This is a genomic window from Diaminobutyricimonas aerilata, assembly GCF_002797715.1.
GTDB lineage: Bacteria > Actinomycetota > Actinomycetes > Actinomycetales > Microbacteriaceae > Diaminobutyricimonas > Diaminobutyricimonas aerilata.
The window spans coordinates 1,075,894-1,100,062 of the sequence record NZ_PGFF01000001.1 but is presented as its reverse complement, the minus strand read 5'-3'; the positions used below and the strand labels follow the sequence as shown (position 1 = coordinate 1,100,062).

Annotated in this window: 26 protein-coding genes; 12 read left to right on the top strand and 14 right to left on the bottom strand. The window is 70.5% G+C overall.

The genetic code is table 11. The annotated features are described in order from the left end of the window. Positions 1-431: 431 nt before the first annotated feature. From CLV46_RS05330 to CLV46_RS05305, 6 genes are read right to left on the bottom strand one after another with little or no spacing between them, the layout of a single operon-like run. Positions 432-1,286 carry a phosphogluconate dehydrogenase C-terminal domain-containing protein gene (locus CLV46_RS05330; protein ID WP_100363818.1) on the bottom strand — a complete coding sequence of 285 codons (855 nt, stop codon included), beginning with the start codon at positions 1,284-1,286 and terminating at the stop codon, positions 432-434. Further along, a complete protein-coding gene (locus CLV46_RS05325; protein ID WP_100363817.1) occupies positions 1,283-2,083 on the bottom strand; it encodes a sugar phosphate isomerase/epimerase family protein in 801 nt (266 codons plus the stop codon). Before CLV46_RS05325 ends, CLV46_RS05330 begins: the two co-directional genes overlap by 4 nt. After that, positions 2,080-2,838, bottom strand: a complete 759-nt coding sequence (locus CLV46_RS05320) for a triose-phosphate isomerase family protein (protein WP_100363816.1) — start codon at positions 2,836-2,838, stop codon at positions 2,080-2,082. Before CLV46_RS05320 ends, CLV46_RS05325 begins: the two co-directional genes overlap by 4 nt. Position 2,839: 1 nt before the next feature. Beyond that, entirely contained in the window at positions 2,840-3,304 is a 465-nt protein-coding gene (locus tag CLV46_RS05315) for a ribose-5-phosphate isomerase (RefSeq protein WP_100363815.1), read from the bottom strand. Continuing rightward, positions 3,301-5,034, bottom strand: a complete 1,734-nt coding sequence (locus CLV46_RS05310; RefSeq protein WP_100363814.1) for a dihydroxyacetone kinase family protein — start codon at positions 5,032-5,034, stop codon at positions 3,301-3,303. Before CLV46_RS05310 ends, CLV46_RS05315 begins: the two co-directional genes overlap by 4 nt. A gap of 55 nt (positions 5,035-5,089) precedes the next feature. After that, a complete protein-coding gene (locus CLV46_RS05305) occupies positions 5,090-6,385 on the bottom strand; it encodes an MFS transporter (protein ID WP_100365906.1) in 1,296 nt (431 codons plus the stop codon). A gap of 256 nt (positions 6,386-6,641) precedes the next feature. Here CLV46_RS05305 and CLV46_RS05300 point away from each other — a divergent pair, with 256 nt between their 5' ends. From CLV46_RS05300 to CLV46_RS05290, 3 genes are all read left to right on the top strand, one after another. Next, on the top strand, positions 6,642-7,379 hold the full coding sequence (locus CLV46_RS05300; RefSeq protein WP_100363813.1) for a FadR/GntR family transcriptional regulator: 738 nt from the start codon (positions 6,642-6,644) through the stop codon (positions 7,377-7,379). 35 nt (positions 7,380-7,414) lie between these two features. Continuing rightward, positions 7,415-8,440, top strand: coding sequence for a class II fructose-bisphosphate aldolase (gene fbaA, locus CLV46_RS05295; protein WP_100363812.1), 1,026 nt, complete (start codon positions 7,415-7,417; stop codon positions 8,438-8,440). 93 nt (positions 8,441-8,533) lie between these two features. Next, positions 8,534-8,899 carry a TraR/DksA family transcriptional regulator gene (locus CLV46_RS05290; RefSeq protein WP_100363811.1) on the top strand — a complete coding sequence of 122 codons (366 nt, stop codon included), beginning with the start codon at positions 8,534-8,536 and terminating at the stop codon, positions 8,897-8,899. Positions 8,900-8,924: 25 nt separating this feature from the next. Here the strand turns inward: CLV46_RS05290 and CLV46_RS05285 are convergent, their stop codons facing one another. Continuing rightward, positions 8,925-9,956: a 4-hydroxy-3-methylbut-2-enyl diphosphate reductase gene (locus CLV46_RS05285; protein ID WP_100365905.1), complete on the bottom strand. Its 1,032-nt coding sequence runs from the start codon at positions 9,954-9,956 to the stop codon at positions 8,925-8,927. Between the two features lie 95 nt (positions 9,957-10,051). On the opposite strand from CLV46_RS05285, the gene xseA reads away from it, so the two are divergent. The 6 genes from xseA (at position 10,052) to CLV46_RS05255 (ending at position 14,722) form a co-directional block, all read left to right on the top strand. Further along, entirely contained in the window at positions 10,052-11,323 is a 1,272-nt protein-coding gene (gene xseA, locus CLV46_RS05280) for an exodeoxyribonuclease VII large subunit (RefSeq protein WP_100363810.1), read from the top strand. A gap of 9 nt (positions 11,324-11,332) precedes the next feature. Beyond that, positions 11,333-11,557 (top strand): exodeoxyribonuclease VII small subunit, encoded by a 225-nt coding sequence (locus CLV46_RS05275; RefSeq protein ID WP_100363809.1) that lies wholly within the window; start codon positions 11,333-11,335, stop codon positions 11,555-11,557. Then, positions 11,557-12,189 (top strand): DUF4245 domain-containing protein, encoded by a 633-nt coding sequence (locus tag CLV46_RS05270; RefSeq protein ID WP_100363808.1) that lies wholly within the window; start codon positions 11,557-11,559, stop codon positions 12,187-12,189. Before CLV46_RS05275 ends, CLV46_RS05270 begins: the two co-directional genes overlap by 1 nt. A 35-nt stretch (positions 12,190-12,224) precedes the next feature. After that, positions 12,225-12,806, top strand: a complete 582-nt coding sequence (locus CLV46_RS05265; protein ID WP_100363807.1) for a carbonic anhydrase — start codon at positions 12,225-12,227, stop codon at positions 12,804-12,806. 40 nt (positions 12,807-12,846) lie between these two features. Continuing rightward, positions 12,847-14,241: a class II fumarate hydratase gene (locus tag CLV46_RS05260; protein ID WP_100363806.1), complete on the top strand. Its 1,395-nt coding sequence runs from the start codon at positions 12,847-12,849 to the stop codon at positions 14,239-14,241. Positions 14,242-14,317: 76 nt separating this feature from the next. Then, positions 14,318-14,722 carry a VOC family protein gene (locus CLV46_RS05255; RefSeq protein ID WP_100363805.1) on the top strand — a complete coding sequence of 135 codons (405 nt, stop codon included), beginning with the start codon at positions 14,318-14,320 and terminating at the stop codon, positions 14,720-14,722. Here the strand turns inward: CLV46_RS05255 and CLV46_RS05250 are convergent. The 4 genes from CLV46_RS05250 to CLV46_RS05235 form a co-directional block, all read right to left on the bottom strand. Continuing rightward, the gene (locus CLV46_RS05250) at positions 14,719-15,609 is read right to left on the bottom strand and encodes a hypothetical protein (protein ID WP_100363804.1); all 891 of its coding nucleotides are present in this window, start codon (positions 15,607-15,609) and stop codon (positions 14,719-14,721) included. The genes CLV46_RS05255 and CLV46_RS05250 overlap by 4 nt on opposite strands. A gap of 306 nt (positions 15,610-15,915) precedes the next feature. Then, on the bottom strand, positions 15,916-17,271 hold the full coding sequence (gene phoH2 / locus CLV46_RS05245) for an RNA 5'-3' helicase PhoH2 (RefSeq protein ID WP_245866540.1): 1,356 nt from the start codon (positions 17,269-17,271) through the stop codon (positions 15,916-15,918). Between the two features lie 177 nt (positions 17,272-17,448). Continuing rightward, positions 17,449-18,570 carry an aminotransferase class V-fold PLP-dependent enzyme gene (locus CLV46_RS05240; protein WP_100363802.1) on the bottom strand — a complete coding sequence of 374 codons (1,122 nt, stop codon included), beginning with the start codon at positions 18,568-18,570 and terminating at the stop codon, positions 17,449-17,451. A gap of 8 nt (positions 18,571-18,578) precedes the next feature. After that, complete coding sequence (locus CLV46_RS05235; protein ID WP_245866539.1) at positions 18,579-19,367, bottom strand: isoprenyl transferase; 789 nt, start codon at positions 19,365-19,367, stop codon at positions 18,579-18,581. 61 nt (positions 19,368-19,428) lie between these two features. Between CLV46_RS05235 and trhA the strand changes: the two genes are divergently transcribed. After that, positions 19,429-20,178, top strand: a complete 750-nt coding sequence (trhA, locus tag CLV46_RS05230) for a PAQR family membrane homeostasis protein TrhA (protein WP_100363800.1) — start codon at positions 19,429-19,431, stop codon at positions 20,176-20,178. A 177-nt stretch (positions 20,179-20,355) separates the two neighbouring features. Here the strand turns inward: trhA and CLV46_RS05225 are convergent, their stop codons facing one another. Then, on the bottom strand, positions 20,356-20,604 hold the full coding sequence (locus CLV46_RS05225; RefSeq protein ID WP_100363799.1) for a hypothetical protein: 249 nt from the start codon (positions 20,602-20,604) through the stop codon (positions 20,356-20,358). A gap of 78 nt (positions 20,605-20,682) precedes the next feature. On the opposite strand from CLV46_RS05225, the gene CLV46_RS05220 reads away from it, so the two are divergent. Together CLV46_RS05220 and greA are read left to right on the top strand one after the other, a co-directional pair. After that, the gene (locus CLV46_RS05220) at positions 20,683-21,099 is read left to right on the top strand and encodes a DUF4307 domain-containing protein (protein ID WP_100363798.1); all 417 of its coding nucleotides are present in this window, start codon (positions 20,683-20,685) and stop codon (positions 21,097-21,099) included. A gap of 62 nt (positions 21,100-21,161) precedes the next feature. Continuing rightward, on the top strand, positions 21,162-21,647 hold the full coding sequence (greA, locus tag CLV46_RS05215) for a transcription elongation factor GreA (protein WP_100363797.1): 486 nt from the start codon (positions 21,162-21,164) through the stop codon (positions 21,645-21,647). 84 nt (positions 21,648-21,731) lie between these two features. Here greA and ilvA read toward each other — a convergent pair whose 3' ends face one another. Both ilvA and CLV46_RS05205 read right to left on the bottom strand, forming a co-directional pair. Then, positions 21,732-22,985, bottom strand: a complete 1,254-nt coding sequence (gene ilvA, locus CLV46_RS05210; protein WP_100363796.1) for a threonine ammonia-lyase — start codon at positions 22,983-22,985, stop codon at positions 21,732-21,734. Further along, positions 22,966-24,162, bottom strand: coding sequence for an AI-2E family transporter (locus CLV46_RS05205; RefSeq protein WP_100363795.1), 1,197 nt, complete (start codon positions 24,160-24,162; stop codon positions 22,966-22,968). Before CLV46_RS05205 ends, ilvA begins: the two co-directional genes overlap by 20 nt. Positions 24,163-24,169 lie beyond the last annotated feature (7 nt).

Sequence of the window (24,169 nt, the reverse complement as noted above, 5' to 3'; positions counted from 1 at the left end):
AAGAGGGTGCCGGTGTGGGTGTCCACCTGTGTCTCCCTGTCGTCGTCGGTCGAAGATCTGCCGGAAGGCAGCGGCCGGCGGCCCGGCCAGGGTTCACGCCAGGTGGTGGTCGGCGTACCGCCAGCCTAGCCACGCGGAACGTTCCCGGGCACGGGATGCACGGATGTGCGCAACGGCACCGAGCGGATCGCTCCGGCCCGGTCGGGCGGCGACGGCGGCGAGCGGTGTCAGCAGCTCGTCGCGCTACAGGAAGGCCCTCGCGCGCCAGGAAAACATGCCGCGTAACGGCGAAGGTGTAGCGCAACGGGACCGCGTAACGGCGAAGGTGTAGCGCAACGGGGCCGCGTGACGGCGGAGGTGTAGCGCAACGGGCGTGCGACGAGCGGGAAGGCGCCGGCCGGCGCGAGGGAGCGCGCCGGCCGGCGGTCGGGTCAGCGGGTGATGCCGTCGAGGTGCAGCATCCGCGAGATGACGTGGTCGAGCTGGTCGTCGCTGAAGATGCGCTTCCAGTCGTCCTTGATGATCGTCTCGCGGCCGTAGTCCATCGCGATGAGGCACGCGTCGGAGAACGGGTTGTCGCCCTTGAGCGTGTTCGCGAGCGCGACCTGCGTGTGTCCGAGCAGCATGGCGCGCGCGGCCGCCTCGGGCACGCCGACGGTGTGCACCGTCTCGTGCAGCGCCTCGCGCAGCAGGTCCCCGACCATGCAGGCGACCGTCTCGACGAGGGTCGGCTCGAGGTAGGCGAGCTGCTTCACGGTGACCCAGTGCACGTCGATGACGGGCGCGTAGATGACGCGGATGACCGTCTCGGCCATGGCGCGCACGGCCTCGTCCTCCGACTCGAGGGCCGCCACGACATCCTGCTTCGCGGCGATGCCGCCGAACGTGTCGGCGTACTCCTCGGGGGTGTGCCGCTCGACGAACACCGACGGGTGGCACGGATGCGCGACCGCGTACTCGACGTCATCGCGGCGGAACAGCAGGTTGGCGTAGGCGGCAGCCGGGTCGAGCGTGAGCACGATCGCGCCCGTCTTCAGCTGCGGCACGACGTGCTCCGACACGGCGCCGAGGGCGCGGTCCGGAACGGCGAGCACCACGACGTCGGCGTCGGCGACCGCGGTGTCGGTGTCGGTGAGGATGCGGCCGGTCGCGCTCACGCGCTCCTGCCCGGCGGGCGAGTTCTCGCTGTAGAAGACCGTGTGGCCGGTCTTCTGCAGGTTGTTCGAGACGCGCATGCCCATCTTGCCGCCGGCGCCGATCACGGCGATGGTGAGGTTCTCGGTCATGGGTTGTTCCTCCTGAGGTAGTCGAGGTTTCGGTCGTTCCACTCGTTCTCGAGGCGAGCGGTGGTCTCGTAGTCGCCCTGCCACGGCAGCCAGTGCTCGATGATCTGGCTGAGCCCGCGGGCCCGGGCGTCGACGGTGTCGATGAGGTGGTCGTAGTCGAGCAGGCCCTCGCCGAGCGGCACACCGGCGAGGGTGAAGCCCACCCAGCCGTCGCGGCGGCTGAAGGCGAAGTCCTTCACGTGCACGTTGACGACGTGCGGGGCGACCCGTTCGACGACGTCGCGCGGCAGTTCGAGCCCCGCGACGGTGTTGGCCGGGTCGACGCAGATGCCGAGCCGCGGCGAGGCGACGCGTTCCACGAGTTCGACGAGCGCCGTCGAGCTCTGCTGCTCGTACGTCTCGAGCGCGACGGTCACCCCGGCGGCCTCGAACTCGGGCATCACCTCGGCGAGCGCCGCGGCCGCCTCGTCGGGCGTGGGCCGGTCATCCGCCGTGTTGACCATGCTGCGCACGAGCGGCGCGCGCAGCAGCTCGGCGAGGTGCAGGTAGCGGCGCAGGTGAGCGGGGCGGATGCCGCGGGTTCCGAGTTCGAGTTCGATGCCGAGCTCATCCGCCTCACGTCTCAGCGCGAGCACGGCGTCGTCGTCCCACTGCTCGATCGCCGGGTAGTCGCAGATCTGCAGCAGGTCGACGCCGAGCTCGCGGGTGCGACGCAGCACGTCAGACAGGGTGAGCGGCTGCGGCGCCTCGTCGGACAGCTGCCAGAAGAAGGAGTAGGTGCTCAGTCCGATGGTCACGCCGCCGCCCCCCGGATGCGCAGCGCCTCGTCGAGGATCGCCTCGAGCGCGGCGGGGTCGTGGGCGAACCGGCCGAGGAAGAGCCCGTCGGTCGCGCCCGCGAGTTCGGTGAGCAGGCCCGGTCCGGCGCTGCCGCCGTAGATGGCGCCGCCCGCGAAACCGGGCGTCGCGGCGAGGTGCTCGCGGAGCGCCGTGAGAACGGTGCGGATGTGCTCCGGCTCGGCGGGACGCTCCGCGCCGATCGCCCAGTGCGGCTCGTAGGCCACGAGCAGCTCCCCGCCCGGAGACCCGTCGATCGCGGCATCGAGCTGCCCGATGCACTCGCGGGCCGCATCCGCCACGGGCATCCGCTCGGCCTCGCCGATGCACAGCAACGGCACGATTCCGTTCCGCAGGGCGGCGGCCGTCTTGTCGGCGACGACCTGCTCCGTCTCACCGAAGAGCCGTCGCCGCTCGGCGTGGCCGATCTCCGCGAGTCGCACGCCGATCTCGGCGAGCTCGACGGCGCTCACCTCGCCGGTGTACGCACCCTCGTCGGCCCACGCCACGTCCTGCGCTCCGACCTCGATGCCCGTCCCGGCGACGCGCTCGAGCACCGGCACGAGGGCCGGAAACGTGGGTACGACGAACAGGCGCACGATTCCGTCCCGCACGGCGGGGTGCCGGCGGGCGAGCGCGGCGACCGCGTCGACCCATTCGAGCGTGCGGGCGTGGCCGAAGTACATCTTCAGGCTCACGCCGATGGCGAGGGCCATCTCAGTCCTGCGCCTCGTACTCGTCGATCACGCGCACCTTGTCGGCGGAGGCGCTCGACTCGTCGAAGCGGTAGGTGAGCCACTCGCGGGCGAGGCGGCGGGCGAGCTCGAGCCCGACGACGCGCTGACCGAAGGTGAGCACCTGCGCGTTGTTGCTGAGCACCGCGCGCTCGACCGAGTAGCTGTCGTGGGCGGTGACGGCGCGGATGCCCTGCACCTTGTTCGCCGCGATCGCGACGCCGAGGCCGGTGCCGCAGATGAGCAGGGCCCGGTCGGCCTCGCCGCGTGCCACCATCTCGGCGGCCGCGATGGCGACGGTCGGGTAGGGGGTGTGACCGTCGGCGTCCACGCCGACGTCGGTCACGGAGGCCACGAGGTCGCTCTTGTCGAGGTCGGCCTTCAGCACCTCCTTGTAGTCGTAGCCGGCGTCGTCGGATCCGACGACGATGCGCAGGGCGTCGCTCATGACGCGTTCCTTCCGTTCGTGGTGGTGGTGAGCACGGCCCTCATCAGCAGCGCGAAGGAGTGCGCTCCCGGATCGGGCGTGCCGAGGCTCTTCTCGGCGTGGGGGCGCGCGCGACCCATGCGCGGCATGAGGTCGGCGGAGGCGGCGGCCGCGGCGGCGGCCGCATCGGCGGCGCGCGCCCAGGCGGCGGTGATTCCGGCGCCGTCGCCGACGGCCGTCTCGAGTTCGTCGGCGAAGGGCACGAGAGCGTCGACCATGGTCTTGTCGCCGACGACCGCGCCGAAGCGGAGCACGGCGTCGGTCGCCGCGCGCATGCCGCGGGCGAGTGCGGCGGCGTCCGGCACCCGCTCGTCGCCGACCTCGGTCGCGACGGCGCGGAGGATCGCGCCCCACAGCGCACCGGAGGTGCCGCCGGCCCGGTCGGCCCACGCGTCACCGGCGAGGGCCAGCACGGTACCGGCGCCCGCCTGGGCGGCGTGCGCGGCCCGCGCCGCGTCGACGGCGGCGTGCACGCCGCGCTGCATGCCGATTCCGTGGTCGCCGTCGCCGGCGATCGCGTCCATGCGGCCCAACTCGTCGACGTGCTCGTCGATCGTGCGGGACATCGTCGCGAGTGCGGCGACCGCGACGTCCGCGACCTGCCGCGAGGCGGCGGTCGCCGGCGGGATCTCCGCGGCCGTCTCCGCGGCGAGTTCGGTGTCGTCGATCAGTTCGGCGGGCTCGAGGGCGCCCTTGCGGTAGGCGGGGGTGTCGCACGGCGCACCCCACAGCCGCTCGAGCTCGTCGTCGAGCCAGAACAGGGTGAGCGAGACGCCCGCCATGTCGAAGCTCGTCACGAGTTCGCCGACCTCCGGGTCCACGACCTCGAGCTCAGCCTCGGCGAGCAGCTGCGCGACCCGGCGGTAGACGACGAAGAGCTCCTCGTACTTGACGGAGCCGAGGCCGTTGAGGATGACGCCGACCCGTGCCCCCCGCACGGTGTCGACGCTCTGCGGCACCTCGCCGAGCAGCGAGGAGACGAGCAGTTCCGCCAGCCCGTCGGCGCTCGGCACGTCGGCCTCGTGGATACCCGGCTCCCCATGGATCCCCATGCCCACGCCCATGCGCCCCTCCGGCACCGTGAAGAGCGGGGCATCCGCACCCGGCAGGGTGCAGCCCGAGAATGCGACACCGAACGAGCGGGTGCGCTCGTTCGCGCGCTCGGCGACCCTCACGACGCCGTCGAGGTCGTAGCCCGCATCCGCGGCCGCCCCCGCGACCTTGAACACGGTGAGATCGCCGGCGATGCCGCGGCGCTGATCGGCGCGGTCGGCGGGCGCGCTCGAGATGTCGTCGGTGACGCGCACCGTGCGGCACTCGATGCCCTCGGCGCGCAGGCGCTCCTGCGCCTGGTCGAAGTGCAGCACGTCGCCGGCGTAGTTGCCGTAGCTGAACAGCACGCCCGCTCCGCGGTGCGCCGTCGCGGCGACGGTGTGCACCTGTTGCGCCGACGGCGAGGCGAAGAGGTTGCCCATCGCCGCACCGTGGGCGAGACCGCGGCCGACGAGACCGCCGAACGCCGGGTAGTGGCCGGAGCCGCCGCCCACGACGACGGCGACGGTGCCGGGCTCGGTGCGCGTCGCGCGCACCACACCGCCGCTGACGCGGCGCACCCAGCGCGAGTTGGCGGCGACGAAGCCGTCGATCATCTCGTCGGCGAACGCCTGCGGGTCGTTGTAGAGGCGGGTCATCTCGAACTCCTGACGGACGGGCCGGGGCGGTCGACGACGACCGCCCCGGCGGGGATCACTTGGTCGCCGACGGCGCGCGCAGCGCGGCGGGGTCGGTCGGGTCGACCGTCGTGCGGTTGCGGCGCGACAGCGCGAACATCAGCACGGCGGAGAGCAGCATGAAGCCGCCCACGATGAACATCGGCACCTCGTAGTTCGGCTCGCCGTTCGTTCCCGTCCAGTCGGCCACCGCACCGGTGATGTAGGGCGCCGAGAATCCGGCGAGGTTGCCCACGGTGTTGATGAGCGCGACACCGGCTGCGGCGGCCGCCCCGGTGAGGAACTGCGTCGGCAGCGTCCAGAAGTTCGGCAGCGCCGAGAAGATCGCCATCGCGGTGATCGCGATCACCGCGATGGTGAGCACGGGCGAGCCGGCGAACAGGGCGAGCGGGATGCTGACCGCTCCGGCGAGCGCCGGCACGGTGATGTGCCAGGTGCGCAGGCCGCGGCGGCTCGCGTCACGCGACCAGAAGTACAACGCGATGGCGGCCGGCACGTACGGGATCGCCGTGATGAGGCCCTTCTGGAAGACGTCGAACTCGGTGCCGAACTGCTGCTGGAACCCGTCGATGATCGTCGGCAGGAAGAACGCGAGCGCGTACAGGCCGTAGATGAAGCCGAAGTAGATGAAGGAGAGCATCCACACCCGTCCGCTCGAGAAGGCGTGGCGGATGCTGACGTGGTGGTTCTTCTGCTCGGTGGCGGCCTTCTCGCTCGCGAGCGCCTCGGTGAGCCACGTGCGCTCCTCCGGGGTGAGCCAGCCGGCATCCGCGGGCTTGTCCTTGAGGTAGAACCAGGCGACGATGCCGACGACGATCGCCGGGATGGCGACGCCGAAGAACATGAAGCGCCAGCCTTCGAGGCCGAAGAACCAGCCGTCGGCCTGGATGAGCAGGCCGGCGAGCGGGGCGCCGATCACGGTCGTGAGCGGCTGCGCCAGGTAGAAGAGGGCGAGGATCTTGCTGCGGTGCTTGGCCGGAACCCAGAGGCTGAGGAAGAGGATCGCGCCGGGGAAGAACCCGGCCTCGGCGACACCGAGGATGAAGCGCAGGATCGTCAGCTGCTCGAAGTTCTGCACCCACGTGAACAGCAACGCGACGATGCCCCAGCTCACCATGATGCGGGCGAGCCACTTGCGGGCGCCGAAACGGTGCAGGGCCAGGTTGCTGGGCACCTCGAGCAGGATGTAGCCGATGAAGAAGACGCCCGACGCGAAGCCGAACTGAGCGGCCGAGAGGGCGAGGTCGTCGTTCATGCCGTTCGGCGAGGCGAAGCCGATCGCGGTGCGGTCGAGGTAGTTGATGAAGAACATCAGGGCGACGAACGGAACGAGTCGGATCGCGACCTTGCGGATCGCGGATCGTTCGATCGCGGTGCCGGATGCCGTGTCGGTGGCGGACACAGAACTCCTTTGTCTGGCATTCGGATGGTGAGGGAGCACCGCGTGCGGCGGTGGCGTCCGGGGACGCGCCACCAGTATGCGTACGTCGGCGTCGAAATAGCAACCGGTTGACCAATTTAGGTGGGGATGCGCGTGTCGGCCGTGCGCGCTTGCTACCCTCCGAGAGATGCCCGCCTATCCCGGAGACTCCGCCGACCGCATCACCGCTGCGCTCGGCAGTGTCGCGTCCGGCAGTGCCGTCAGCGCCGTGGCCAAGCGCCTGCTCGACTACTTCACGAGCGGCGACGTGGCCCCCGGCACCCGCCTTCCTCCGGAGCGCCAGCTCGCCGCATCCCTCGGCATCGGACGGTCGGCGGTGCGGGAGGCGCTCGCGGCCCTCGAGATCCTCGGCATCGTCGACGTGCGCCCGGGCTCGGGCACCTACCTGCGGGGGAACGCGAGCGAACTGCTGCCCGAGACGCTCAGCTGGGGCATGATGCTCGGCGAACCGCGCACGCGAGAACTCATCGAACTGCGCGGCCAGCTCGAGGTGTTCGCCGCCCGCCTGGCGGCCGAACGCATCGAGGACCGCGAGCTCATGCTGCTGCAGCGCCACCTCGATGCGATGCGTGACAACCTGCACGACCGCACCCGGTTCATCGAGGCCGACCTCAAGTTCCACCTCCAGATCGGCCGCAGCTCACGAAACACCGTGCTCTTCGACCTGCTGCAGAGCATCCGCTCGCTGCTGCGCATCTGGGTCGAACGCGGGCTCCGCGACGAGGAGGAGGCGCGGCTCGCCTACGAGGAGCACGCACGGGTGTTCGAGGCGCTCACGACGCGGGATCCGGACGCCGTCGCCGCGGCGATGGGCTACCACATGAGCACCGCGGGCGCCCGGCTCGCCCGGACAATAGACTCGTAGCGCTTCCTGCGCCCCCACCACCACCTGGAGACACCATGCCCGTCGCCACGCCCGACCAGTACGCCGAGATGCTCGACAAGGCGAAGACCCGCGGGTTCGCCTACCCGGCCGTCAACGTCTCGAGCTCCTCCACGATCAACGCCGTTCTGCAGGGCCTCAGCGACGCCGGCTCCGACGGCATCATCCAGGTCACCACCGGCGGCGCGGACTACTTCGCGGGCCAGAGCGTCAAGGCCCGCGCGACGGGCGCGCTCGCCTTCGCGGCCTTCGTCACCGAGGTCGCCAAGAACTACCCGATCACCGTGGCCCTGCACACCGACCACTGCCCGAAGGACGCGCTCGACGGGTTCGTGTATCCGCTGCTCGAGGCTTCGGAGGCCGAGGTGCGCGCCGGACGCAACCCGATCTTCCAGTCGCACATGTGGGACGGCTCGGCCGTGCCGCTCGACGAGAACCTCACGATCGCGCGCGAGATCCTCCCCCGCATGAAGGCGATCAACGCCATCCTCGAGGTCGAGATCGGCGTCGTCGGCGGCGAAGAGGACGGCGTCAGCCACGACATCAACGAGCACCTCTACACGACGCTCGACGACGCGGTGCAGACGGTCGAGGCGCTCGGCCTCGGCGACCAGGGCCGCTACATGGCCGCGCTGACCTTCGGCAACGTGCACGGCGTGTACAAGCCGGGCAACGTGAAGCTGCGCCCCGAGCTGCTCAAGGAGATCCAGGACGGCATCGCCGCCAAGTACGGCACCGGCCCGAAGCCCCTCGATCTCGTCTTCCACGGCGGATCGGGCTCGACGGATGCGGAGATCGCCGAGGCGGTCGCGAACGGCGTCGTGAAGATGAACATCGACACCGACACGCAGTACGCCTACACCCGCGACATCGCGGGGTGGATGTTCCGCAACTACGAGGGCGTGCTCAAGATCGACGGCGAGGTCGGCAACAAGAAGCAGTACGACCCGCGCGCGTGGGGCAAGTCGGCGGAGACGGCGATGGCCGCCCGCGTCGTCGAGGCCACCCAGCAGCTCGGTTCGGCCGGTCACTCCGGCAACTGATCCGCTCCACGAACGGCCCCGCACGCTCGCCGTGCGGGGCCGTTCCGCATCCGCGGGAGCTGTCGGTCAGGGGATGCGGGTAGGAAGGTGCGCATGGAGCCCGCTGCCGAGGAGGAGTTCGCGGCGCTGCTGCGCGCCCGCTCGGTCGAACTGCAGCGGTCGGCCGCCGCGGCGGCCGCGGACCTCGACGGCATCCGATCCGCCCGCTCGGCGGCGACCGCGGATGACGAGCACGACCCCGAAGGGTCGACGCTCGCCGCCGACTGGTCGCGCACGGTCGCGCTGAGCGGCGCGGCCGCCGCCGAGCTGCGCGAGGTCGAGGCGGCACTCGGCCGCCTGGAGGCCGGCGACTACGGCCGGTGCGAGAGCTGCGGTGTGGCGATCCCGGTCGAGCGGTTGCGGATCCGTCCGGCGGCGACCCGGTGCGTCACGTGCGCCGCCCAGCACCCGGCCCGCTGATTCGCCGCACGCTCAGCGCCGGGAATCAGTTGCGGCGACCGCCGAGGGCGCGCGCGTCCTGTGCGCCGGTGAGGTCGCGGCGCAGCTCCTTGGGCAGCGAGAACATGAGGTCCTCCTCCGCCGTGACGACCTCTTCGACGTCGGCGTAGCCGGCGTCGGCGAGCTGCTCGAGCACCTCCTGCACGAGCACCTCCGGCACGGAGGCACCGCTCGTGACGCCGATCGTCGCGGCGCCGTCGAGCCACTCCTGCTTGATCTCGCTCGCATAGTCGATGCGGTACGCCGCCTTCGCCCCGTGCTCGAGGGCGACCTCCACGAGACGGACGCTGTTCGAGCTGTTCGCGGAACCGACGACGATCACGAGGTCGGCCCCCTGGGCCACCTTCTTGATGGCGACCTGACGGTTCTGGGTGGCGTAGCAGATGTCGTCGCTCGGCGGGTCCTGCAGGTTCGGGAACCGCTCCCGCAACCGGCGGACGGTCTCCATCGTCTCGTCGACGCTCAGCGTGGTCTGCGACAGCCACACGACGTGGTCGGGGTTGTTCACGACGATCGAATCCACATCGTCCGGGCCGTTCACGAGCGTCGTGCGCTCGGGTGCGTGACCCATCGTGCCCTCGACCTCCTCGTGGCCGGCGTGGCCGATGAGCAGGATCTCGTAGTCGTCGCGCGAGAACCGGGTCGCCTCGCGGTGCACCTTCGTCACGAGCGGGCAGGTCGCATCGATCGCGTGCAGGTGCCGGTCGGCCGCGCCCTGCACCACCGCGGGCGAGACGCCGTGGGCGCTGAACACGACGTGCGAGCCCTCGGGGATCTCCTCGACATCGTCGACGAAGATCGCGCCGCGCTTCTCGAGCGTCGAGACGACGTGCACGTTGTGCACGATCTGCTTGCGCACGTAGACGGGCGATCCGTAGTGGTCGAGCGCCTTCTCCACAGCGACGACCGCTCGGTCGACGCCGGCGCAGTATCCGCGGGGAGCCGCGAGCACGACACGTTTGCGGCCCGCGACGGGGGTGTCGACTAGCCTGTTGCGTGCCGCGGGAAGACGCGGCATCTCGAGGCCGACGGCCGCTCCGTTCGTGATCGTGCTCACGTTCTCATTCTACGGGCGGGCCACTGGCCGACCACTGGGAGAGACGGGAGCGGTCGATGACGGATGCCTCGGCACCGTCGACGGTCGACGCGCCGTGGTCGGTCGCGATGCTCTCGACCAAGCTCGGAGCCTGGATCGAACGGCTCGGATCCGTGTGGGTCGAGGGCGAGATCACCCAGTGGAGCGTGTCGGGCGGCAACGTCTACGGCAAGCTCAAGGACCTGAACGCCGACGCGACCGTGTCGTTCACGATGTGGTCGACGGTGCGGGCCCGCGTGCCCGCCGACCTCAAACAGGGCGACCGGGTCGTCGCCTCGCTGCGCCCCAACTGGTGGGTCAAGGGCGGCTCGCTCACCATGCAGGTGTTCGACATGCGCCACGTCGGACTCGGTGATCTGCTCGAGAAGCTCGAACGACTGCGTCAGGCGCTCGCCCGGGAAGGGCTCTTCGACGCCGACCGCAAACGTGCGCTGCCGTTCCTGCCCACCTGCATCGGCCTGGTCACCGCGAAGGACTCCGACGCCGAGAAGGATGTGCGGCGCAACGCGCAACTGCGCTGGCCCGCCGTCAACTTCCGTGTGGCGTACGCCGCCGTTCAGGGCGAGCGGGCGCCGAGCGAGCTCATGGGTGCGATCCGCCGACTGGACGCCGATCCCGAGGTCGAGGTGATCATCGTCGCGCGCGGTGGCGGCGACTTCCAGAACCTGCTCGTGTTCAGCGACGAACGTCTCGTGCGCGCCGCCGCAGCGATCACCACCCCTCTCGTGAGCGCGATCGGCCACGAGGCCGACCGACCGCTGCTCGACGACGTCGCCGACCTGCGCGCGTCCACACCGACGGATGCGGCGAAACGGGTCGTGCCGGATGTCGCCGACGAACTCAACCGCGTGCGGCAGGCGCGTGCGCGCATCGCCAACCGGCTGCACACGCGCGTCAGTCACGAGATCGACCGGCTCGAGCACATCCGTTCGCGTCCCGTACTCGCCGACCCCTCCTCCCTCATCGACCGCCGGGCCGAGGAGCTCACGCGCTACGTCGGACGCGGCAGCGAACTCGTGTCGCTCGCCCTCGAGCGCGCCGAACGCAACGTCGTCGAATTGCGCTCGCAGCTGCGGGCCCTCTCGCCGCAGCGAACCCTCGACCGCGGCTACGCGATCGCCCAGTTGCCCGACGGGCGCGCGGTGCGGGACGCCGTCGACGCGCCGGTCGGCACCGCCCTGCGGATCACCGTCGCCCGCGGGCGGCTCGCCGCCGACGTCACGCGCGTCGAGGAGGGCGTCACCGGCGCCGTGGACAGCGCCGACGGCACCCCCACGGCGGCTCGGTAGGATCGACACGTGGCCTCCTCCCCTCCCTCGGATGTCGCGCAGCTCAGTTACGAGCAGGCGCGCGACGAACTCGTGCGCGTGGTCGCCGAGCTCGAGCAGGGTTCGCCGACCCTCGAGGAGTCGCTCGCGCTCTGGGAGCGTGGCGAAGCGCTCGCCCAGCGGTGCGAGGAGTGGCTCATCGGCGCCAAGGCACGGCTCGAGGCTGCCCGCCGGACGCCCGCGGGCGAGAACTGATGACCGACCCGGATGAGCGTCCGATCGTCGCCGGGCTGGAACGGCCCGAGACGCCGCAGGAGACCGCGCAGCGGAAAGCCGCCGCGCGCGAGAAGCGTCGGGCGAACCAGACCGCGTTCAACCTGATCGTCGCGATCGTCGCATCGCTGCTCATCGCCGGTTTCGTCGGTGCGCTGATGTCGAACGACCGGCCGGGGCAGGTGAACGTCATCGACTACGCCGCCGTCGCCGAGGACGCGCAGTCCGGCATCGACACCCCACTCGTCGTGCCGTCGCTCCCGGAACGGTGGCGTGCCAACCGCGCCGACGTGCAGACCGGCAGCGACCAGGTGACGGTGTGGACGATCGGTCTCGTCACCCCCACCGACGAGTACATCGGCATCCGCCAGGGGTTGGAGGCGAACCCCACCTGGGTGTCGAACGTGCTCGAACGCGCCGAACCCGGTGACACCGTCACCGTCGGCGGGCGCGAATGGACCGAATACGATCAGCGGGACGCCGAATCACCCGGCAATCTCGCCTACGCACTCGTCACCGAAGCCGAAGGATCCACCGTCGTGTTGTTCGGCACCGCCCCCGACGAGGAGTTCGGGGTGCTTGCCACCGCTGTCGCCGAGGAGTTGACCCCATGAGACCGGTACGTCCCCCCGCCGAAGCCTGGCGCGAGATGCGTGACGGCAACGATCGTTTCGTCTCCGGCACGCCGCTGCACCCGCGGCAGAACGTCGAGCGCCGCCACGAACTGGCTGGAGCGCAAGCGCCCCGCGCGGCCCTGTTCGGCTGCAGCGACTCCCGCCTCGCCGCCGAGATCATCTTCGACCAGGGGCTCGGCGACCTCTTCGTCGTGCGCAACGCCGGTCAGGTCATCTCGTCGTCGGTCATCGGCTCGCTCGAGTACGCCGTCGAAGTGCTCGGTGTGCCCCTCATCGTGGTGCTCGGGCACGACAGCTGCGGTGCCGTGCGCGCCGCCATCGACTCCCAGGGACCGGACGCGCCGACCCTGCCGCCGCACATCCGCGACCTCATCGCCCCCATCGTGCCGGCGGTGACGCGGGTGCAGGCCGAGACGGGCGCGACCGATCCGCTGATCGTCGGCCGCGAGCATCTGCGCGACACGGTGCGCGAGCTGCTGGAGGCGTCGGAGCTGATCAGCCTCGCCGTGGCCGAGGGTAGGCTGGCGATCGTCGGCGCGAACTACCGGCTCCACGAGGGCAAGGCGGTCTCCGACGTCGTCGTCGGATCCATCTGACACCCCAGCACCGATCGACCAGGGAAAGACACACAACGCCGTGAGCCACGAAGACTTCCGCATCGAGCACGACACGATGGGCGAGGTGCGGGTTCCCGCGTCGGCCCTGTACCGGGCGCAGACCCAGCGAGCGGTCGAGAACTTCCCCATCTCGGGCACCGGTCTCGAGGCGGCGCAGATCATCGCGCTCGCCCGCATCAAGCGGGCCGCGGCGATCGTGAACGGCCGGCTCGGCATCCTCGACTCCGGCATCGCGGATGCGGTGGTCGCGTCGGCCGATGAGATCATCGGCGGGCGCCACCACGAGCACTTCCCGGTCGACACCTACCAGACCGGTAGCGGCACCTCCTCGAACATGAACATGAACGAGGTGCTCGCGACCCTCGCGACCGAGAAACTCGGCTCTCCGGTGCATCCGAACGACCACGTCAACGCGTCGCAGTCGTCGAACGACGTGTTCCCCACCTCGGTGCACGTCGCCGTCACCGGCGCGCTGCTGCACGACCTCATCCCCGCCCTCACCCACCTCGCCGAGGCGCTCGAGCAGAAGGCCGAGCTGTGGGCGACCGCCGTCAAGGCGGGGCGCACCCACCTGATGGACGCCACCCCGGTCACGCTCGGACAGGAGTTCGCGGGCTACGCACGCCAGGTGCGTCTCGGGATCGCGCGCATCGAGTCCGCACTCCCCCGCGTCGCCGAGGTGCCGCTCGGCGGCACCGCGACGGGCACGGGCATCAACACGCCCCTCGGCTTCCCGCAGCAGGTCATCGCCGAGCTCGCCGAGGACTCGGGCCTGCCGATCACCGAGGCGGAGGACCACTTCGAGGCGCAAGGCGCCCGCGACGGCCTCGTCGAGGCGTCCGGGGCGCTGCGCGTGATCGCCGTGTCGCTCACGAAGATCTGCAACGACCTGCGGTGGATGGGGTCCGGACCCAACACGGGACTCGGCGAGCTGCACATCCCCGACCTGCAGCCCGGCTCCTCGATCATGCCCGGCAAGGTCAACCCGGTCGTTCCGGAGGCCGTGCTCATGGTCGCAGCGCGGGTGATCGGCAACGACGCGACGATCGCGTGGGCCGGTGCATCCGGCAGCTTCGAGCTCAACGTCGCCATCCCGGTGATGGGCACGGCGCTGCTCGAGTCCATCCGGCTGCTCGCCAACTCGACGCGCGTGCTGGCCGACAAGACGATCACCGGACTCGAGGCGAACCTCGACCGGGCCCGCGCCCTCGCGGAATCGTCGCCGTCGATCGTGACGCCGCTGAACAAGATCATCGGCTACGAGGCGGCGGCGAAGATCGCGAAGCACTCCGTCGCCCAGGGGCTCACCGTGCGCGAGGCCGTCATCGACCTCGGGTTCGTGGAGCGTGGCGAGATCACCGAGGAGCAGCTCGACAGCGCCCTCGACGTGCTCGCGATGACCCACCCCGGCTGAGTCGGGTCTGGACACTCCGCGATCGGAGGAGGATGCTGTCGGCGAGGACGCAGCGGACCGATCGAGGAGGATCACGATGACGGTGTTCGGCGAGACGAGGGCCTTCAGCGGCTTCTCGGTGGATGACCTCGACGAGGCACGTCGGTTCTACGTCGACGTGCTGGGACTCGAGCTGCACGACGACGCGATGGGCCTGACCCTCGCGCTGCCGGGCGGCGGCGAGTTGTTCGTCTATCCCAAGGAGAACCACGAGCCGGCGACCTTCACAGTGCTGAACTTCGCCGTGCGGGACATCGACGCGGCCGTGGATGCGCTCCGCGAGCGGGGCGTCGAGACGAAGATCTACTCCGACGACGAGTTCCCGACCGACCATCGCGGCATCATGCGCTCACGCTCGAAGGACGACGGTCCGGACATCTGCTGGTTCCGGGACCCGGCGGGCAACGTGCTCTCCGTGCTGTCGGATCAGGCCGAGTCCTAGCCCGCCACCACGGCGCGCGGCCGGCGCAGCGGCGACGGCGGGACGGTGCCGACGATCACCGCGACGACGAGCACGAAGCCGAGTGCGGTCAACACAGCGGTGAGCGGCGAGACGCCTCCTCGCATCGGTGGCACGGTGTCGGAGATCTCCATGCCGAGCGCGAAGCCGGCCCACGGAAGAGCCATCAGCCCGGCTCCGGCGGCGCCGACACCCAGGGCGACGATGCGGCGGATGCCGAGCCATGCCGCAACCGGCCCGTTCGCGAGCGGCGGCACCACGGCGAAGCCGGCCGCGAGCAGCACACCGAAGGCCGCCCAGAGCGTCGGCATGACGGCACCGCCGGTCGCTGCGGCAGGGCCGATCATGCCGTACACGTCGTCGAGGTCATAGGCGTCGTCGGTCATCGCGAGTGGCTGCAGCACGAGCGTGTCGGCGAGTCCGACGGCCGATACAGCGAGCAGCAGCACGGCGACACCCGCGCCGGCGAACGCCCGATGTCGGCGAGGGGCCGCGGTGCGCTGCCCGTGCTCGACCGTGTCGACCCGCGTCAGGAAGGCGCACGCCCCGACGACGACTCCGAGGGCGAGCAGGGCGATGGCCGGCGGGATCATCACCATCCCCGCGAGCGGGATGGGCACCGCGACGATGAGCAGCGCGAGACCCCACGGCTTGCCCGCGAGGTGCAGCGCGCGGGCGATCATGACGATCCCGGTCACCAGCAGCACGCCGAACGCCACCAGGAGCGCTGGCCAGGACGAGACGAACGGCAGGCCACCGAAGAACCACGCCGGCATCAGGATCGCGATCAGCAGCGACAGCACGCCCCAGCGCGCGAGCCGCACGGCGCGTACGGACGAATCGTCGATCCCGGCTGTCGGATGGCTCATGGGGCCAACGTAGGCGACGGTCCATCCGGTAGCGTCGTCCGCGCGGACTACTTCCCCGGCGTTCCGCGGCGGGCTTCGCGTACGGGGCGACCATCTCCGGCGCGGTTGCGACTTCTCCCGCGGTTCCGTCCGCCGACGTAGCGTGCCGCGTGCCATCCGGACGTCACCCTGGTGAGTTGCGGACATGTGCGGGAATGCGCGACGGCATTCCCGCACTTGTCCGCAACTCAACCGGTGAGCGTGTGCGGTCCCGGCCCCTTCGACAGGCTCAGGGGACGGGTCCGCAACTCAGTGCGTCGCCGTGGGTCAGGCGAGCTCGTTGCCCTCCAGTACTTCGGTCACGAGCGCGGCGATCGCGCTGCGCTCGGAACGGGTAAGGGTGATGTGCCCGAACAGCGAGTGCCCCTTGAGCGTCTCGATGACCGAGGCGACGCCGTCGTGGCGTCCCACCCGCAGGTTGTCGCGCTGCGCCACGTCGTGGGTGAGCACGACGCGCGAGTTCTGGCCGATGCGGCTCAGCACCGTGAGCAGCACGTTCCGCTCGAGCGACTGGGCCTCGTCGACGATCACGAACGCGTCGTGCAGCGAGCGACCACGGATGTGGGTGAGCGGCAGCACCTCGAGCAGGCCGCGGTCGACGATCTCGTCGAGCACGTTGTCGCTCACGAGTGCGCTGAGTGTGTCGAAGATCGCCTGACCCCAGGGGTTCATCTTCTCGCCCTGATCGCCGGGCAGGAATCCGAGCTCCTGACCGCCGACGGCGTACAGCGGGCGGAACACCATGATCTTGCGATGCTGCTGCTTCTCGAGCACCGCCTCGAGTCCGGCGCACAGGGCGAGGGCCGACTTGCCGGTGCCGGCGCGACCGCCGAGCGACACGATCCCGACCTCCGGGTCGAGCAGCATGTCGATCGCGAGCCGCTGCTCGGCGCTACGGCCGTGCAGACCGAACACGTCGCGGTCGCCGCGCACGAGTTTGACGACCCCGCGTGACGCGACCCGGCCGAGGGCGGACCCCCGGTCGGAGTGGATGACGAGGTTCGTGTTCGCCGGCAGGTCCGCGACAGCGCGGGTGTGCAGCTCCTCCTTGTCGTAGAGCTCCGCCATCTGCTCGGCGCTCAGCGTGAGGTCGTCGAGCCCGGTCCAACCGGAGTCGACGGCGAGTTCGGCGCGGTACTCCTCCGCGGCAAGACCGATCGACGCGGCCTTCACGCGCATGGGCAGGTCCTTCGACACGACGGTGACGTCGAGCCCGTCGCTCGCGAGGTTCATGGCGACGGCGAGGATGCGGGAGTCGTTGTCGCCGAGCTGCAGCCCGGAGGGCAGCACGGCCATGTTCGAGTGGTTGAGCTCGACGCGGATGCTGCCGCCCTCGTCGCCCGCGGCGATCGGGAAGTCGAGGCGCTCGTGTTCGACGCGCAGGTCGTCGAGGATGCGCAGGGCCTGTCGTGCGAAGTAGCCGATCTCCGGGTCGTGGCGCTTGGCCTCGAGTTCGGTGACGACGACCACGGGGAGCACGACGGCGTGCTCCGCGAAGCGGAAGATCGCGCGCGGATCGCTCAGCAGCACGGAGGTGTCGAGCACGTAGGTGCGCTCCCCCTGCTTCTTCTCGACCGATGCCTCGCGGCGCTTCTTCTGCTGGGGGGTTTCGAGCGCGGCCACTACTGCTCCTCCCCGGATGCTGAGCGCATCCGGATCCATTCGGCAGAACGGCCACTGGCGGTCCCGGAACGAACTTGTGTGGCCGCTCCGATCGGGCGCGATGCCCGATGAGCATGACGCTAGGCCCCGCCCCGGCGAGGGGTCGGGCGACACGCTGAAGCGGAGGTTACGGCGGCGTTAAACGTTGGTGGTCGTCGCGTACGAGAGGAACGCGCCGCGCAGCATCTCGAACGTGTCCTCGGTGGTCGACACGTGCGGACTCAGCCGCACGGTGCCGCCGCGCTGGGTCGAGGCGATGCCGTGGTTGTGCAGCGACGCGACGAGCACCGTCACGTGCTCCGGAGCCGGTTCGAGCACGACGATGCCGGCGCGCTCGGACTCGTCGCGGGACGACACGACGGCGAGCGCGTACTCGTCGGCGAGGTCGATGATGCGGGTCACCTTCTCGGCGAGACGCTGCTGCACGGCGGCGACACCGACCTCGGCGATCTCCTCGAGCGCGGCCGAGAAGCGGGCCTGCGCGACCCGGTCGGCGTTGCTGATGCGGAACGCCCTCGCCGTGCCGCTCGGCGGCGGCACCTCGTCGAGCGGCATCCCGTCGAGATCGGTACCGGGGAAGCCCGACCAGACCGGGGTGAGGTGCTCGAGCGCGCGGTCGCTCAACGCCATGAACCCGGTGCCCCAGCCGGAGCGGATCCACTTCTGGCCGCCGGCGACCACCACATCCGCCACCTCGTAGGGCGCATCCACGACGCCGAAGCCCTGGATGGCGTCGACGATGAGCAGCCGGTCGCCGATGACCTGCCGGATGCCCTCCAGATCGGCGAGGTATCCGGTGCGGAAGTCGACGAGGCTGACCGCCACCGCGACGGTGTTCGGTTCGAGCTGGTCGCGGAGGTTGCCGGGGGTGACCCGTCCGTGGTCGGTGTCGAGCCAGACCGGGGTGACGACACCGAGCGCCTCGCTCGCGCGCGCCGCCGCGAAGGTGAGCGACGGGAACTCGGATGCGGCGAGCGCGACGGGGCCGGTGAGCCCGAAGAGGGTGTGCATGAGGCCCGTGCTGGTGTTCGGCTGGAACACGATGTGGTCGGCGGCGAATCCGGTGAGGGCCGCGACCGCCTCCTGCACGCGCGGCTCTTCCGCCTCGAACGAGTCGATCGTGCCGAAGCGTGCGCGGGCGAACTTGTCGAGCTGGGCGGCGACCTCCTCCTCCACCGCACGACCGATCGGTCCGAGGCGCGCGAAGTCGAGGTAGCCGGGTTCCTCCGAGAAGCGCGCGGCGAAGTCGTCGATGTGCATGGGCGGTCTCACTGTCCGTATCGGCGGTGTCGTCGCGAGAAGTCGCGGAGTGCGCGCAGGAAATCCACCTCGCGCAGGTCCGGACCGAGTGCTTCGACGAAGTAGAACTCGCTGTGGGCGCTCTGCCACAGCATGAAGTCGCTCAGCCGCTGCTCCCCCGAGGTGCGGATGACGAGGTCGGGGTCGGGTTGGCCGCCGGTGTAGAGGTGGTCGCCGATGAGCTGCGGGGTCAGCAGGTCGGCGAGATCCTCGAGCGTGCCGCCGTCGCGGTGGTGCTTCTGGATGATGCTGCGCACCGCATCCGCGATCTCGCGGCGGCCGCCGTACCCGACGGCGAGGTTGACGTGCAGGCCGACATGGTCGGCCGTGCGCTTCTGCGCCTCGGCGAGGCGCTGCACGAGGGAGTCGGGCAGCCCTTCGGCGGTGCCGACGTGCTGCACGCGCCAGCCCTCGACGCGGGAGATCTCGTCGGCGAGGTCGCCGATGATCTCGAACAGCTGCTCGAGCTCGGCCTCACTGCGTCCGGAGAGGTTGTCGGCCGACAGCAGGTACAGCGTGACGACCTGGATGCGCACCTCGTCGCACCAGCCGAGGAACTCGCGCATCTTCGCGGCGCCGGCGCGGTGTCCGTGCGCCGCGGTCTCGAGGGCCCGCTGACGGGCCCACCGCCGATTGCCGTCGATGATCATCGCGACATGATGAGGCAGCTCGGCCCCGGCGAGCGACCGGCGGATGCGTCTCTGGTAGAGGCCGTACAGGAGGCCGCGTCCCACGCGCACCTCCGCCCTGTCCGTCACGAGCTAACGCTAGCCCACGCCCTCCCAGCGAGGCGACGCGGCGCTGTCGTAAACTCGCGCCATGACCGCGCCCGCACAGCCCGAGCGGCCCGCCGAGTCCACCTCCGTGGAGCAGGAGCCGGCGTCGGATCTGCCCAACCTGCCGCTGCTCGAAGACGAGGTCGACCACGCGGAGCGCAAGCCCACCTGGCGCGGGTGGATCCACGCCGGCACGTTCCCGCTCGCGATCATCGCGGGCATCGTGCTGGTGAGCGTCGCGGACGGCGCGACCGCGAAGTGGAGCACACTCGTCTTCGCCGTGACATCGCTCCTGTTGTTCGGGATCTCGGCGGTGTACCACCGCTTCGACTGGCAGCCGAAGACGAAGCGGCTGCTCAAGCGCCTCGACCACAGCAACATCTTCCTGCTCATCGCGGGCACCTACACGCCGCTCGCCGCGCTGGCCCTGCCGTTCGATCAGGCGGTGCTGCTGCTCAGCCTGGTCTGGGGCGGTGCGCTGCTCGGCATCGGCTTCCGCATCTTCTGGATCGGGGCACCCCGCTGGCTGTACGTTCCGCTGTACCTGCTGCTCGGATGGGCGGCGGTCATGTACATGGGAGACCTGTTCAAGGCCGACCCGGTCATGATGGCGCTCGTCATCGCCGGCGGGCTCATGTACACGGTCGGGGCGATCATCTACGCCCTCAAGAAGCCCAACCCGGTGCCGGGAGTGTTCGGCTTCCACGAGATCTTCCACACCCTGACCGTGCTGGCGTTCCTGTGCCACTGGACGGGCATCCTGCTCGTCGCTCTCGACCCGCCGACCTTCTGACCCCGCCGTAGGTCCTCGGCAGGTCGCGCCCGCGGGAGGTGCTCAGCGGGTCGGTTCTCCGTCAGTAGATGCCCTTTCGGATGCGCGGAAAGGGCATCTACTGACGGGAAACGGCGCTCTGCTGAGGCGCGAGCGCGCGCGCAGGCGCGCGCGGGGCCCGAGGCGAGCGCGCGGGGCTCAGCGGGGGGCGTCGGGCGTGCGGCCGTCCGCCGCCGGGCCGTCGGGTGTGTCTTCGGGGAGGATCTCGCCGCGAGCCTCGGCCTCGAGCCGCTCCCGGGCCTCGGAACGGTAGCGGGTGCGACGCACGCGGCGCGTCATGTCGAGCAGCAGCAGGATGGTCGCTCCGGCGACGAGGATGATCGCGATGAATCCGATGACGCCCGGGGTGACCGCGTTCTCATCGACCTGCGCCGCCAGCGTCAACACCCGAGCTCCTCACGTCGAGGCGGTCGCATCCAGCCGGACCGCCTACCCTGGAATCCAGCCTAGACGCGAGGAGGAGCGGTGACCGTCACGCCCGGAGTCGAGCGCGAGCTCGACCAGCGCTACGGCCGCACCCCTCGCCGCGCATCGCGCAGCCGGTGGTGGGCCGTCGGCGTCGCCGCCGCCTTCGTCGTCGTGCTCGTCGCGTGGGTGGTGTGGGGCGGGCTGCTCGGTCGCCCGGCCCAGCTCGAATCGCGCGATGTCGGCTACGTCATCAGCGACGACGGTCGTGAGATCGACGTGCGGTGGCGACTCACCGTCGAGCCCGGCACCGAGACCCGATGCGCGGTGCAGGCGCTCAGCGACAGCTTCGCGATCGTCGGCTGGCGCATCGTGGATCTGCCCCCGTCCGACCAGCGCACCCGCGAATTCCGCGAGACCGTGCGCACCGTGGAGGAGCCTGACACAGGCTTGATCCACAGTTGCTGGGTCGTCTAGGCTCGTACGATTCACCATCGGGGACCGGCCGTAGAGGCCGGTCTCATTCTGTGAGGAGCACCATGTCTGACACCTCGACCACCTGGTTGACCCAGAAGGCGTACGACCGCCTGAGCGCCGAACTCGAGCAGCTGAGCGGCCCGGGCCGACTCGAGATCGCGAAGCGGATCGAGGCGGCGCGCGAGGAAGGCGACCTCAAGGAGAACGGCGGATACCACGCGGCCAAGGAGGAGCAGGGCAAGATCGAGGCCCGCATCCGCGAGCTGACCCAGCTGCTGCGCACCGCGACCGTCGGCGAGACCTCCGCCCCGAGCGGCGTCGTCGAATCCGGAACCGTCGTGACCGCGAAGATCCAGGGCGACGAGAGCACCTTCCTGCTCGGCAGCCGCGAGATCGCCGGCGACAGCGACCTCGACGTCTACAGCGAGATGAGCCCCCTCGGCGCCGCGATCCTCGGCCTCAAGGCCGGCGACTCCACCACCTACACCGCCCCGAACGGGCGGGAGATCTCCGTGGAGATCGTCTCGGTCGACGCCTTCGAGGGCTGACCCGCATCCGCGACACGGCCGCTCGAGCATCGCTCGGGCGGCCGTTTCCGTCGACGCCCGGCGCGTCGGTACCGCGCCCGACTCCTAGAAGTCGACGCGCGGCGCGTACCCCGCGTCGCGGAGAGTGCGGATGACCTCGTCGGCGTGCTCGGGACCGCGCGTCTCGATGTGCAGTTCGAGCTCGACCTCGCTGATCTGCAGGCCGGTGCCGTGGCGGGTGTGCAGCACCTCGACGACGTTCGCGTTCGCCGACGCCACGAGCTGTGCGGTGTGCGCGAGCTGACCCGGACGATCCGGCAACGGGATGCGCAGCTTGAGGTAGCGCTCGGAGGTGGCGAGGCCGTGGCTGATCACGCGGTCGAGCATGAGCGGGTCGATGTTGCCGCCGCTGAGGATGATCGCGGTCGTGCCGAGTTCGCCGGTGATGCGTCCCGAGAGCAGTGCGGCGACGCCCACGGCGCCCGCGGGCTCCACGACGAGCTTCGCCCGTTCGAGCAGCAGCAGCATGGCCTGCGCGGTCTCGTCGTCGCTCACGGTCACGACGTCGTCGACCGCGTGCCGGATGATGTCGAAGTTGAGCACGCCGGGCCGGCTCACGGCGATGCCGTCGGCGATCGTCGGCGTGATGACGATCTCGACGGGACGGCCTTCGGCGAGCGACACCGGGTAGGGGGCGGCGCCGGCCGCCTGCACGCCGACGATGCGGATGTCGCGACCCTCGATGCGTGCCCGCTGCTTGAGGGCGCTCGCCACCCCGGAGATCAGTCCCCCGCCGCCGATCGGCACGATGACCGTGTCGACGTCGGGCAGCTGCTCGAGCAGCTCGAGGCCGAGCGTGCCCTGACCCGCGACCACATCCGTGTGGTCGAACGGCGGGATGAGCACCGCACCGGTCTCCTCGGCGAAGCGCGCCGCGGCGCGTAGCGTCTCGTCGACGATGGCACCCTCGAGCACGACCTCGGCGCCGTAGCGCTTGGTCGCCTGCAGCTTCGGCAGGGCGACACCGATCGGCATGAAGATGGTGGCCCGGATGCCCAACTCACGCGCGGCGTAGGCGACACCCTGGGCGTGGTTGCCGGCCGAGGCGGCCACGACCCCGCGCGACTTCTCGGCATCCGTCAACCGGGAGAGCCGGTTGTACGCGCCGCGGATCTTGTACGAGCCGGTGCGCTGCAGGTTCTCGCACTTGAGGTACACGGCGGAGCCGACGATCTCGCCGAGGAACGTCGCGCTCTCGAGCGGCGTCACCTTCGCCACCTGGGCGACCGCCTCGCGGGCGGCCTCGATCTCGGCCAGGGAGGGCCCGGCCAGCACTTGTTCAGACACGCGTTGCCACATCCTGCTCGTCGGGGTGGGCGGTGACGCGCCAGGCACCCGACGCGATGTACTTCACCATCACGTTGAGCACGGCGACGATCGGCACCGCGAAGAGCGTTCCCGGGATGCCCGCGAGGAATCCGCCGGCGGCGACCGCGAGCACCACGGCGAGGGGATGCACGCGCACGGCGGCGCCCATGATGAGCGGCTGCAGGATGTGCCCCTCGATCTGCTGCACGAGCAGCACGATGCCGAGCATGATGAGCGCCGGCACGGGACCGAGGAAGACGAGAGCGACGACGACGGCGAACGCCCCCGTGATGACGGCCCCGACGACGGGCACGAACGACCCGAGGAAGACCGCGACCGAGATGGGGATGACGAGCGGGAATCCGCCGAAGAAGAGGCCGAGGATCCACGCGCCGAGGCCGATGCCGACCGCGTCCACGAAGGCGACGAAGATCTGCACGCGCACGAACGTGCTGAGGGTGTGCCAGCCGGCCTCACCGGATCCGTTCACCGCGACGCGGGCGCGGCGCGGGAACAGCCGCACGATCCAGTTCCAGATGCCCCGACCGTCGATGAGGATGAACAGGGTGGCGAAGAGCACGAGCAGCATGCCGGTGATGAAGTGCCCGGCGGTGGACCCGACCGAGAGCGCGCCGGTCGCGATCGTGCTCGCGTTGGTCTGCAGCGCCGCGAAGCCCTGGTCGATGTAGCGGTTCAGGTCGGCGTCGGTGAGATCGAGCGGCGAGTCGCGCAGCCACTCCCGGAACACCTCGAATTGCTGCATCGTGCGGCGCTGCAGGTCGGGGAACCCGGCCCGCACCTGCGTGACGACGAGCCAGATGAGGCCGGTGATGACGGCGATGATCCCGATCTCCGACACGGCGACGGCGAGCCACTTCGGCCAGCGGTGCCGCTGCAGGAAGTTCGAGAACGGGACGAGGAGCGCGGCGAGCAGCACGGCCACGAGCACCGGCACGACGAGATCGCGCAACTGGATGACGAGCCAGACGAGCACGCCGATCACGGCGGCGACGGCGAGGAGCCGCCACGCCCACGCGCCGGCGATCACCATGGCGGGCGGCACCGTGCCGTTGAGCGCCCCGTCGACCGGTCCGGGACCGGTTCCGCCGACCGCCCGACCGCGTTCGAGCCGGGCCGAAGCCCGCTGCCCGCGTCGCCCGAAGATCATTGCGCCA

Coding starts and splice junctions, on each gene's coding strand:
- CLV46_RS05255 (WP_100363805.1), top strand. CDS start 14,318: ATGACGGTGTTCGGCGAGACGAGGGCCTTCAGCGGCTTCTCGGTGGAT.
- fbaA (WP_100363812.1), top strand. CDS start 7,415: ATGCCCGTCGCCACGCCCGACCAGTACGCCGAGATGCTCGACAAGGCG.
- CLV46_RS05250 (WP_100363804.1), bottom strand. CDS start 15,609: ATGAGCCATCCGACAGCCGGGATCGACGATTCGTCCGTACGCGCCGTG.
- greA (WP_100363797.1), top strand. CDS start 21,162: ATGTCTGACACCTCGACCACCTGGTTGACCCAGAAGGCGTACGACCGC.
- CLV46_RS05300 (WP_100363813.1), top strand. CDS start 6,642: ATGCCCGCCTATCCCGGAGACTCCGCCGACCGCATCACCGCTGCGCTC.
- CLV46_RS05310 (WP_100363814.1), bottom strand. CDS start 5,034: ATGACCCGCCTCTACAACGACCCGCAGGCGTTCGCCGACGAGATGATC.
- CLV46_RS05285 (WP_100365905.1), bottom strand. CDS start 9,956: ATGCCGCGTCTTCCCGCGGCACGCAACAGGCTAGTCGACACCCCCGTC.
- xseA (WP_100363810.1), top strand. CDS start 10,052: ATGACGGATGCCTCGGCACCGTCGACGGTCGACGCGCCGTGGTCGGTC.
- CLV46_RS05330 (WP_100363818.1), bottom strand. CDS start 1,286: ATGACCGAGAACCTCACCATCGCCGTGATCGGCGCCGGCGGCAAGATG.
- CLV46_RS05265 (WP_100363807.1), top strand. CDS start 12,225: ATGCGTGACGGCAACGATCGTTTCGTCTCCGGCACGCCGCTGCACCCG.
- CLV46_RS05270 (WP_100363808.1), top strand. CDS start 11,557: ATGACCGACCCGGATGAGCGTCCGATCGTCGCCGGGCTGGAACGGCCC.
- CLV46_RS05240 (WP_100363802.1), bottom strand. CDS start 18,570: ATGCACATCGACGACTTCGCCGCGCGCTTCTCGGAGGAACCCGGCTAC.
- CLV46_RS05205 (WP_100363795.1), bottom strand. CDS start 24,162: ATGATCTTCGGGCGACGCGGGCAGCGGGCTTCGGCCCGGCTCGAACGC.
- CLV46_RS05305 (WP_100365906.1), bottom strand. CDS start 6,385: ATGTTCTTCATCAACTACCTCGACCGCACCGCGATCGGCTTCGCCTCG.
- CLV46_RS05320 (WP_100363816.1), bottom strand. CDS start 2,838: ATGGCCCTCGCCATCGGCGTGAGCCTGAAGATGTACTTCGGCCACGCC.
- CLV46_RS05290 (WP_100363811.1), top strand. CDS start 8,534: ATGGAGCCCGCTGCCGAGGAGGAGTTCGCGGCGCTGCTGCGCGCCCGC.
- ilvA (WP_100363796.1), bottom strand. CDS start 22,985: ATGTGGCAACGCGTGTCTGAACAAGTGCTGGCCGGGCCCTCCCTGGCC.
- trhA (WP_100363800.1), top strand. CDS start 19,429: ATGACCGCGCCCGCACAGCCCGAGCGGCCCGCCGAGTCCACCTCCGTG.
- CLV46_RS05315 (WP_100363815.1), bottom strand. CDS start 3,304: ATGAGCGACGCCCTGCGCATCGTCGTCGGATCCGACGACGCCGGCTAC.